This window comes from Bordetella sp., from assembly GCF_057362025.1.
Genome location: NZ_JBMQQZ010000060.1, coordinates 1 through 10,246, shown reverse-complemented (window position 1 = coordinate 10,246; position 10,246 = coordinate 1). Strand labels below are relative to the sequence as shown.

The window sequence follows — 10,246 nt, the reverse complement described above, 5'->3', positions numbered from 1 at the left end:
CCATCGGCCGGAGGAAAGGAATAAGGTCCAGGCCTTCAACGACTTCCTCGTGTTCGGCACCATGGTGCTGGGCTCGTTCTCGTCCGGCGGGGTACTGGCCAACTACGGATGGGACATGGTCTGCTGGATCGCCTTCCCGCCCCTGGCCATCGCCGTCGTGGCGCTGGCCACGCGGCGCCGGCTGACGGCACGGGCGATGGCGAAAGCCTAGGGTAGGCGACGCCGCGGGACGCCGGCGCGCGGCCGCGGCGAACTATCGGTAGGTGACCGAACGCGCCAGTACGCCGCGCACGACGTCGCGCAGAATGCCCGCAGCCGGCAGGTATCGGCGTTTCGCCAGCGTAATCAATCCAACCGGCGGCATCTTGAAGGGCGCCGGCAGCCCGATTGCCTTCACGCCGCCCCACTTCTCCAACTCCGCCGCGATATCCAGCGGCAGCAGCCCGAGGGCCGCGACATTGCCGCTGATTACCGTATGGATCAGCCGCGCCGACGTCGTTTCGACGCGGGCGGACGGCGGCGTAGCGCCGTGCGATACGAACAACTGGGCGAACGCCAGCCGCGTCGGACTGGCCTGGGGCGGCAATACCCACTCATGCCGATGCAGCGTCTCCAGCTTCAAGGCTTTCTCCTTTGCCAACGGACTTCCCGCATTGACGAGGACGGACGCGCTTTGCGTGAACAGCTTTTCCTGATGCAGTTCGTTCGCCGCGGTGTCCACGGAAATCCTCCCCAGCACCGCATCCAACTCCTGGCGCCGCAAGGCCGAGACCAATTGATCGGTGGAAGCCTCGTAGGTACTGATGGACATCGCATACTGCCCGGCGGTCAATTCCTTCAGGATCGCCTGCATCAATTCATTCGAGACAAATGGAATAACGCCCAATCGCAAATGCGTGCCCCGACCTTCTTCGAAGGCCAGCAACTCGCCTCGCAGGCCTTCCGCTTCGGCCAACAGCAGGTTCACCCGCGCCAGTATCAGGCTGCCCAGGGGCGTGGGTTCCAGCCGCGCCATGCGGTCGCGTGAAAAAACCTGCGTCCCCAGCGCGGTTTCGATATCGCGCAAGGCGCGGCTCAAGGCCGGCTGTGTGAGCTCGCGCTTGTCGGCAATGGCGGTCAGGGAACGCACGGCGGCGATTTCACGCAAGAGTTCCAGATCCTTGATGCGCAGCTTGGAAAACAGAGAGTCCATAGGGTCATTCGCGATGGGGCGCCGGACGGGGCGGGAAGCTGGAAGCGGGAGCATGCGCCCTGCACGCCCCCTGAACATAACCATTATGTTATGACAATAACCATGATAATAATAAGAAAATCATGCTTGAACATAACAGAACCAAGGGGAATCCTATGCAGCCCACTCGAACCGCATCCCGCCGAACCCTGCCGGGCGCCGTCGCCCTGTGCATCGCCACCCTCGGCGCCGCCCTGCCCGCCCATGCAAACGGGTATCCCGACCAACCCATACGTATCGTCGTGCCTTACGGACCGGGCGGCACCGGCGACGTCATCGCGCGCTTCGTCGGCAAACGACTGTCGGCCGACCTCAAGCAATCCGTGATCGTCGAAAACAAGGCCGGCGCGGCCGGCTCCATCGGCGCGAACTATGTGGCACATGCCGATGCGGACGGCTATACGCTATTGCTCGCCTACACGTCCGAAATGGTGATCAACCCCCTGGTCCAAAAAGGGGTTGCCTACAACGTCACGCGCGATTTCGCGCCCATCGCGCTGGCAGGCTCCACGCCGCTGCTGCTCGTGGCCAATCCATCGGTGCCCGCCAAGGATATCGATAGCCTGGTGAAGCTTGCCAAAGACAAGCCCGGCACCATCACCTATGCCACCGCCGGGACGGGCAGTCCCGCGGATATCGCCGGCGCGCTGCTCGCCAAGGACGCCGGCATCAAAATCCTGCCGGTACCCTACAAGGGCGGCAGCCAGGCTGTGACGGATACGGTCAGCGGCGTGGTCAATATCTATTTTTCCGGAATGCCGCCCGCGGTGCCCTTCGTCAAGAGCGGCAGGCTGAATGCGCTGGGCGTCACATCCGGCACGCCCAGCCCGGCGCTGCCCGACGTCCCCGCGCTCGCCGCCCGGGGCTATCCACGACTGGATCTCGCGGGCTGGTTCGGCTTCTTCGTTCCCAAGGGAGTGCCGGCGGACCGGCGGCAACTGCTGCACGACCGCATTATCGCGGCGCTGCAAGCCCCCGAAGTCCGGCAAGGGCTGGCGGTACAGGGCGTGCAGACAGCCGATATGTCCGTCGCCGCATTCGCCGACTTCGTGCAAGGCGAACAGCGCAAGTACAGCGCGCTGATCAAGGAATTGAATATCTCGGCCGAATAACGGCGAACAACAGGAAGCACCATGGAACTATGGCTTTTGGGCACCGGTACGCCCACCCCTTCCCTGCGCCGCATGTGCTCGGGCTATGTCGTCAGGATCAGCAACGACTATCTGGTCTTCGATCATGGCTTCGGCGCGCATCACCGCCTGCTGGAACTGGGCATACCGGCCACGCGTGTATCCCACGCTTTTTTCAGCCACCATCACTACGACCACATGGGCGATTATCCTCGCCTGTTGCTCACACGGTGGGACCAGGGTGCCGGCAAGATCCCCGAAATGCATGTCTACGGGCCGCCTCCGTTGAAGCTGATTACCGAACGGCTGATCGCCGACGACGGCGCCTTCGGCCCGGACCTGATCTCGCGCACGCAGAACCAGGCCAGCATCGATGTCTATCAGGCGCGCGGCGGGGTGGGCCAGCGCGCGCGGCCGGTCCCCGTCCTGCACGAGGTCGCGGACGATGCCACGGTGCAGGGCAAGGGATGGACGGTCCGCGTCGCGCCGGTCAATCATTTCGCGCCGCACCTGGTGTCATACGGCTACCGGCTGGATGCCGACGGACAGTCTTTCGTCTACTCCGGCGACACCGGCCCCAGCCGCGCGCTTTCGGCGTTGGCGCAGGATTGCGATGTGCTGGTGCATATGTGCCACTACATGTCAGGCACCGCCCCCAGCAAAACCTTCGCGGCGTTCACCATGGGGCATATGGAACTGGCGGAAATGGCCGCCGCGGCCAACGTGCGCAACCTGGTGATTTCCCACGTGACGGAACAGTTCGACCGGCCGGGCCTGCGCGAACGCATCGTGCGGGAGATTGCGCAGGTCTACAAGGGCCACATTTTCTTCGGCGAAGACAGGATGCAGATCCCGTTCTCCGGACCGGCGGCAGTCAAGCTGGATTGACGGGTCGGGGATGCGCCAGCTCATAGCTGGTACTGCGCCCCCCTGCCGCCGAACGTTGCAACACGCCGGCCTGCACCAGTTCGTTGATGTCCCGCAATGCGGTGTCGGGCGAACACTTGGCAAGCGCCGCCCACTTGCTGCTGGTCAACTTGCCGTCGAAGCCGTCGAGCAAACGGTTAAGCACCTTCACCTGACGCCCGTTAAGCGAGGCACCCGACAGACGCTGCCAGAAGCGCGCCTTGTCGAGCACGGCGTCCAGCGCGCGATGGGCGTGCGCCACGGCCTCGTCCAACATCCGCAGGAACCACAGCAGCCAGTCCGTAACGTCCAGCGTTCCCTTCTGGGTGCGTTCCAATACCTCATAGTAGGCCTTGCGCTCGCGCTGGATCTGCGCCGACAAGCTGTAGAAGCGTTGCGGGCTTCCCTCGGCGCGGGCCAGCAGCAGATCGCCGATCGCACGCGCGATGCGCCCGTTGCCGTCATCGAAAGGGTGCAGGGTGACAAACCACAAATGCCCCAGGCCGGCGCGCAGCAGTGCCGGTTCTTCCGGCGTTGGCACGTTCACCCATGCCAGGAACTGCGCCAGCTCCTGCGGCAGGCGGTCTGCCGGGGGCGCCTCGTAATGCACTTTCTGGCGGCCGACGGGACCGGAGACGACCTGCATAGGGCCATGCCGATCGTCCCGCCACGTCCCGGTGGCGATCTTGCTCAGGCCGGAATAGCCGGTCGGAAACAACGCGGCATGCCACGCAAACAGCCGATCCGCCGTCAACGGCCGGGCGTAATGCGTCGTGGCGTCGAGCACCATTTCAACCACGCCCTCCACGTGGCGATCCACGGGAGCCAGGGAGCCGATGTCCACGCCGAGGCGGCGAGCGATCGAAGCGCGCACCGAAGCAATATTCGGATGCTCTCCTTCGATTTCGCTGGTCCCGACCACGTCGTCTGTCAACGTCGCCAGACTGGCCTCGGCGCGCAGGCCCGCGCCGACATCGGCAAGGCGGCCCAAAAGCAAGCCTTGGACACGGCTGGCGCGCGCCAGTGGCTCGGCGAGCTCCGCCAGGTCGTAGCGCCAGTCCGGCCAAGCGTTGGCCTGCCAGATATAGAAATAATCTCCGCTATTCATGCGGAGATTGCCCACGTTATTCGCCGCGCAGGCAACCTTCTACGCGAAAAATGCGGCGAATCTCTACATCATCGCTGCGAAGGCGTCTCCAGTCGCAGCCCATCCCGTGCATTACCGCCGGCCGATGATCGCCACACGACCCTCATCCCAATCGCGCGCGCAACGCCTCGCGGAAGCGGTCGTCCGCCAGCGCGCCGACGTTGCACCGGGACCAGCGCGACACCTTATCGGCATCGACACTGAACACCCGCCCCGGTGCCAGCAGGATCTTTTCCGGCATCAATTCGCGCGCCAGCGCTACCGTGTCCTCGATGCCGGGAAACGCGGACCACAGGTAGAGCGAACTCGCCGGGCGCGTGAAGACCTCGGCACCCAGCTCATCGAGGACCTGCAGCGCCCGCGCCGTCGCCGCCTCCAGCCGGCGGCGCAGGCGGAACAGGTGGCGCTCGTAGTGCCCTTCGCGCAGCATCACATCGACCATCCGTTCGCAGTATTCGGAACTGCTCACGTGCACCAACGCCTTCAGGTCCGCCAGGTCGCTCGCCAGCGCGGAATCGCAGGCGATGAACCCGACCCGCAGCGCGGCGGAAAACGATTTGGAAAAACTCCCGATATAGATCGTGCCCGCGAGCTGGTCCAGCGCGGCCAGGCGTACCGCCGACGTCAGTTTGAAATCGGCGAGCGGGTCGTTCTCCACCACTTTCACGCCATGTGCCTGGCATAGCTGCAGCACCCGGTACGCCTTCGCCGCCGAGATGTCCGATCCCGTGGGATTGTGCGCCAGCGACTGCGTAAAGAAGAGCCGCGGCTTATCGCGCGCCAGCAGGCGCTCCAGCTCCGCCAGGTCCGGTCCGTCCGGCAGGCGCGGCACGCCCAGCATGCGCGCGCCCGCCAGCTTCAGCTTGCCGAACAGCGGGTAATACCCGGGATCGTCCACCAGCACGGCGGCCCCGGGCGCGACGAAATAGCGCACCAGCAAATCCATGGCTTCGTTCGCGCCGTGCGTCAGCACCACCTGGGACGCCGACGCCTCTACCCCGATATCGCCCAGCTTGCGCACCAGGCTTTCACGCAGGGGCGCATAACCGAAGCGGCTGCCATAGCGGAACAGGCTGCCCAGTCCCGTGCGGACCACCTTCTGGTGATAGCGGTCCATGCGCATGTCGGCCAGCCACTCCACCGGGGGAAAACCGTCGCCGACGGCAACCGCGTCGGGTTGCGTCTTCAACTGCTCGCGCATCAGCCACACGATATCCATCGCCCGGCTCAACTGGCCCGATTCTTCCTCCATGGGCTTGCGCGCGTAGTGCCGGTCCGCCACATAGAAGCCCGAGCCTCGGCGCGGCTCCACCAGCCCCTGGGCCACCAGCATCTCGAACGCGACGACCACCGTGTTCTTGGCATAGCGGTGCAACTGGGCCACTTCGCGCAGCGACGGCAGTTTGTCGCCCGCGCGGTATACGCCATCGGCGATCTGTTGCCCGATCAGGCGCGCCAGGCCTTCCGCGATGGGCGCGTGCCGCCTGCTCCGCGCCGCTTTGCCGCTGTCATCCCCGTCCACGATGGCCGCTGCCCTCCTTCGAAATTGGTGCAGTGCGATGGTACTGTTGGCCCAAACTGTACCTGTCAATGGCGGTACAGTTTACCTAGCATCGACCCGTTGATTCTTATAAGGAACATTCATAGTGGTCGATTCGCGCCTTTCCAATTTCCGCGCCCTGTCCCCGCCCGAGCGGCTGGAGGCCATCGTGCGCGCCGTCGATCTGAACGATGAGGAAAGAACCGCCCTGGCCCGCCCCGGCGCCCTGGCGCTGGATCGCGCCGACGGCATGATCGAGAACGTCATCGGCACGTTCGAACTGCCGATGGGCGTCGCCGCCAATTTCCAGGTGAACGGCCGGGACGTGCTGGTGCCCATGGCCGTCGAGGAACCCTCGGTCGTCGCCGCCGCGTCCTATATGGCCAAGCTGGCGCGCGAATGCGGCGGTTTCGAGACCTCCAGTACCGACCCCGTAATGCGGGCCCAGATACAGATCCTCGGCCTGACCGACCCGCAAGGCGCGCGCCTTGCCCTGCTGCGGGCCAAAGACCGCATCCTCGCGCTGGCGAACAGCCGCGACAAGCTGCTGGTCGAACTGGGCGGCGGCTGCCGCGACATCGACATCCACATCTTCGCGGATACGCCGCGCGGCCCGATGGCCGTGGTCCATCTGATCGTGGACGTGCGCGATGCCATGGGCGCCAACACCGTCAACACCATGGCCGAGGCCGTCGCGCCGCTGGTCGAGGAAATCACCGGCGGCTCGGTGCGGCTGCGCATCCTGTCCAACTTGGCGGACCTGCGGCTCGCGCGCGCGCGGGTCAGGCTGACGCCACAGGCCCTGGCCACCCGGGAACGCGGCGGCGAGGAAATCATCGAAGGCATCCTCGATGCCTGGGCGTTCGCCGCCGTCGACCCTTATCGCGCCGCCACCCACAACAAGGGCATCATGAACGGCATCGACCCCGTCGTCGTCGCCACCGGCAACGACTGGCGCGCGATCGAAGCCGGCGCGCATGCCTATGCCGCGCGGACGGGCCGCTATACCTCGCTTACCGCGTGGGAGAAGGACGCATCGGGCGCACTGGTCGGTTCGATTGAAATGCCGATGGCCATGGGGCTGGTCGGCGGCGCCACCAAGACCCATCCGCTGGCGCGGGTGGCCTTGAAGATCCTGGGCGTGCGCTCGGCGCAGGAACTCGCGGAGATCGCGGTCGCCGTCGGCCTGGCGCAGAACCTGGGCGCCCTGCGCGCGCTGGCGACGGAAGGCATACAGCGCGGCCACATGGCGCTGCATGCGCGCAATATCGCGCTGACGGCGGGCGCGACCGGCAAGGAAATCGACACCATCGCCCGGCGCATGGCCGAGGAAAAAGACGTGCGCACGGACCGCGCCATTGCCTTGCTGCAAGCACTGCGGGAGCACGGGTAGTATCGGCGGGGACCGCCATCACAGTAGAAGAATGACGACCGGTGCCGGGCTCGCCGCCCGCGCCGGCCGCAACCAGAAGGAGGAGATAACCATGAGCATGGCCCCCATCCCATCCGGGCAGCATGCCGGACCGCCCCGCGACCCCGCGTGGCGGCTTGCCGAAGTATGGAGCGATACCGTCGACCTGCGCCACCTGGCCTGGTCCATCGTCATCGGCATCGCAATCAGCGTGGCCGCTTTCGTCGCGGCCGGTCACTGGCTGCGCGGCCTGGCATCGTCCGTGGAGCTGGCCCACGCCTATGCCATGCTCGCCGGCCTGGCGGGCAGCGTGATCGCGGGCGTGGTGTGCGCGCGACTGTTCCCGCCCAAGCGCGAAGTCGTCGAGGACACCTCGCGCGCCGACCCCGCGTGGCGCGAGGAAGTCCTGGCAGAACTGGCCAACGAGCCCGGCGGACTCGGTACCCTGGACGACCTGCCCCCGGCGGCCTTGCAGGAACTGCGCGAACTGGGTTTGCAAGAGCTCTTCGCCGGACAGGTGGAAACGAGAGCCCCACGCATGGCGCGCGCAAAGGAGGCACTGGCATGAGCGACCCCGCACTGTTCAACCAGATCCTGGCAGCGGCCGCGATGGGCCTCGTCGGCGCAGTCGTCTTCGCCGCCATCGGATTGATCTCCGGCACCGACGAAACCACCACCATCGCGCCGCTGACCCTGCTCGTGGCCTTGCTGGGCGTCCCGCCCGCCGGCGTCTTCACGTTTTTCCTGGCGGGCGCGGTGGCCAAGCACATGACCCACGCCGTGCCGACGGCGCTACTGGGCATTCCGGGCGACACCATGGCGACACCACTGCTGCAGGACGCCAACATGCTGCGCAAACTCGGCGTGCCGCATATCGCCCTGCGCAAGATGATCTCCGGCGGCATCATCGCCGCCTTCATCGCCGTCCCGCTCGCGGTCCTGTTCGCCGTCCTGCTCGCGCCCTTCGGCCCGGCCATCACGCGATCGGCGCCCTGGATCTTCCTGGCCGCCGCCGTACTGATCGCCTACTTCTCCGCCGGCCGCTGGGCCTCGGTGGCCCTGCTGGTGCCTTTCGTGATGGTCATCATCGCCCTGCAAAGCCTGACCGCCAAGTACGGCGTCAAACTCAGCGTCAGCTATTTCCTTGGCATCGCCATCGGCCCCTTGATCGCCGACCTGTTCGCCGTCCTGTCGCCGCAGGGCCGCAAGCGGATGGCCCGCGAGCAGGTACGCACGCTATCGCTCGCGCCCGATGTAAAGGGCTGGTCCGGCTACTTCCCCAATCCCTTCAAGGTCCTGGATCGCACCCAGACCCGCTGGACGCTGGCCACGGCGGCAGTCTCCAGCGCCACCTTCGTCTTCAGCCCGGTCGCTATGACCGTGGTGATGGGCGAAATGGTGGGCTCGCGCATCCGGCACGCGTATCACCGGCTGACGACGGTCCTGGGCGCGCGCAATGGCGTCACGGAAGCCACCTACATCGCCGAAGCGCTGATTCCCCTGATCGCATTCGGCCTGCCGCTGAGCCCGGTCGCGGCCGGACCGGCGGCACCGCTGTTCAACGCGCCGCCGCGATTCACCGTGGACAGCGCGACCGGACAAACGCACAACCTGCACAACCTGATGAACCATTGGGAGTTCCTGGGATACGGCATGCTGGCCGTCGTCATCGCGTCCCTCGTCTCTTATCCCTTCGCCATGAACTACGCCCGGCGCGCCGCGCTGTTCGTATCCCGCAAGGTCAGCCACGAGGCCATCATCGCAACCTTCGTCGGCCTGATCGTGGTGATCAGCGTCTGGGAAGGACAGCTCCTGGGCCTGCTGGTCATCCTGACGATGGGACTGCTGGGCGGCCTGCTTTCCCGCGCCTTCGCGTTCAACACGGGCGTCCAGTTCATGGGCTACTACACGGCGGTGCTGACGGTGCCCGCCCTCGTCAAGTTGATTACCTAGCCGCCACTGGCGGTTCGTTCAACACCGCCGGTTCGTCGATGCCGGGATCGCGACCGCGTCGCCCACCAGCACATCAACGAACCGGCGCACACCATCGCCGCGCCGTTCCAGTATCCCGCCGCCAACGGCGCCGACAGCAGCACCGCCGCCAGCGCGGAGGAAAAGATCGGGATGAAATACGACGCCACGGCCAACACCGCGATATTCCCGTGCAGGATGCCGAAATTCCAGGCCGCGTAACCGAAGCCCATCGCGGCGCCGGCCAACACGATCTGCACCGCCACGCTCCAGCCCAGGTGCATCACGGTATCGCCGCCCACCAGGGACTTGATCCAGAACGCCAGTGCCGTCAGCGCGAAGAACAGCGTCACCTGGCTCGCCCCGTTCGCCATCCTCGCCGTCACCGTGCAATACGTGGCCCAGATCAGCGCGCCCGCGAACGCCAGGCCGTAGCTGAGAGGATTGCCACGGATATTCGCCATCGTGGCGGCGAGGCCCAGTCCCTGCGCGCCACCCTGCGCCCACCACACGCCGATGAAGGCCAGAAGCACGCCGGGAACGATCCACGCCGTGGATTTCTGCTTGTTGAATGCGACGGCGAAAAGAATCGTCAGGCTCGGCCACAGGTAATTGACCAGACTGACTTCGATGGCTTGGCGGCTGCTGGTCGCGTACCCGAGGGAAAGCGCCAGGCACAGCTCGTAGGCAACGAAGGACAAACCGCCGGCGAACAGATAGGCGCGCGGCGATGCCCGACGTGGCGGGATGCCTACCGTCAGGCGCAGCAGGACGGAACCCACCGTAAAGATCAGCGCCGCCCCCGCGGACGGCCCCATGGCCTCTGCCACGCCACGTAGCAACGCGACGATGGAGCTCCACAGGACCACCGCGATAAGGCCGATCAGCGTTGCCTGGGTCTTCGTCATGT

9 protein-coding genes and 1 pseudogene are annotated in these 10,246 nt (G+C 65.9%); 6 read left to right on the top strand and 4 right to left on the bottom strand.

What is annotated here, in order from left to right; genetic code table 11:
- Window positions 1-211: pseudogene (locus tag ACO1P8_RS11795) on the top strand (MFS transporter); the annotation flags it as partial.
- Window positions 212-253: 42 nt separating this feature from the next.
- Here ACO1P8_RS11795 and ACO1P8_RS11790 read toward each other — a convergent pair.
- Window positions 254-1,192 carry a LysR family transcriptional regulator gene (locus ACO1P8_RS11790; protein WP_486296072.1) on the bottom strand — a complete coding sequence of 313 codons (939 nt, stop codon included), beginning with the start codon at window positions 1,190-1,192 and terminating at the stop codon, window positions 254-256.
- Window positions 1,193-1,347: 155 nt separating this feature from the next.
- Here ACO1P8_RS11790 and ACO1P8_RS11785 point away from each other — a divergent pair, with 155 nt between their 5' ends.
- Window positions 1,348-2,343, top strand: coding sequence for a Bug family tripartite tricarboxylate transporter substrate binding protein (locus ACO1P8_RS11785; protein WP_486296071.1), 996 nt, complete (start codon window positions 1,348-1,350; stop codon window positions 2,341-2,343).
- Window positions 2,344-2,364: 21 nt separating this feature from the next.
- On the top strand, window positions 2,365-3,249 hold the full coding sequence (locus ACO1P8_RS11780) for an MBL fold metallo-hydrolase (RefSeq protein ID WP_486296070.1): 885 nt from the start codon (window positions 2,365-2,367) through the stop codon (window positions 3,247-3,249).
- Here the strand turns inward: ACO1P8_RS11780 and ACO1P8_RS11775 are convergent.
- Complete coding sequence (locus ACO1P8_RS11775) at window positions 3,236-4,375, bottom strand: Fic family protein (RefSeq protein WP_486296069.1); 1,140 nt, start codon at window positions 4,373-4,375, stop codon at window positions 3,236-3,238. The two genes, ACO1P8_RS11780 and ACO1P8_RS11775, sit on opposite strands and share 14 nt — an antisense overlap.
- A 142-nt stretch (window positions 4,376-4,517) precedes the next feature.
- The gene (locus tag ACO1P8_RS11770) at window positions 4,518-5,936 is read right to left on the bottom strand and encodes an aminotransferase-like domain-containing protein (protein WP_486296068.1); all 1,419 of its coding nucleotides are present in this window, start codon (window positions 5,934-5,936) and stop codon (window positions 4,518-4,520) included.
- 121 nt (window positions 5,937-6,057) lie between these two features.
- On the opposite strand from ACO1P8_RS11770, the gene ACO1P8_RS11765 reads away from it, so the two are divergent.
- From ACO1P8_RS11765 to ACO1P8_RS11755, 3 genes are all read left to right on the top strand, one after another.
- A complete protein-coding gene (locus tag ACO1P8_RS11765) occupies window positions 6,058-7,347 on the top strand; it encodes a hydroxymethylglutaryl-CoA reductase, degradative (RefSeq protein ID WP_486296073.1) in 1,290 nt (429 codons plus the stop codon).
- A gap of 91 nt (window positions 7,348-7,438) precedes the next feature.
- The gene (locus ACO1P8_RS11760) at window positions 7,439-7,933 is read left to right on the top strand and encodes a hypothetical protein (protein WP_486296067.1); all 495 of its coding nucleotides are present in this window, start codon (window positions 7,439-7,441) and stop codon (window positions 7,931-7,933) included.
- Complete coding sequence (locus ACO1P8_RS11755; RefSeq protein WP_486296066.1) at window positions 7,930-9,318, top strand: tripartite tricarboxylate transporter permease; 1,389 nt, start codon at window positions 7,930-7,932, stop codon at window positions 9,316-9,318. The genes ACO1P8_RS11760 and ACO1P8_RS11755 overlap by 4 nt, the downstream gene beginning before the upstream one ends.
- Here the strand turns inward: ACO1P8_RS11755 and yddG are convergent.
- Window positions 9,315-10,244, bottom strand: coding sequence for an aromatic amino acid DMT transporter YddG (gene yddG / locus ACO1P8_RS11750; RefSeq protein WP_486296065.1), 930 nt, complete (start codon window positions 10,242-10,244; stop codon window positions 9,315-9,317). The genes ACO1P8_RS11755 and yddG overlap by 4 nt on opposite strands.
- Window positions 10,245-10,246 lie beyond the last annotated feature (2 nt).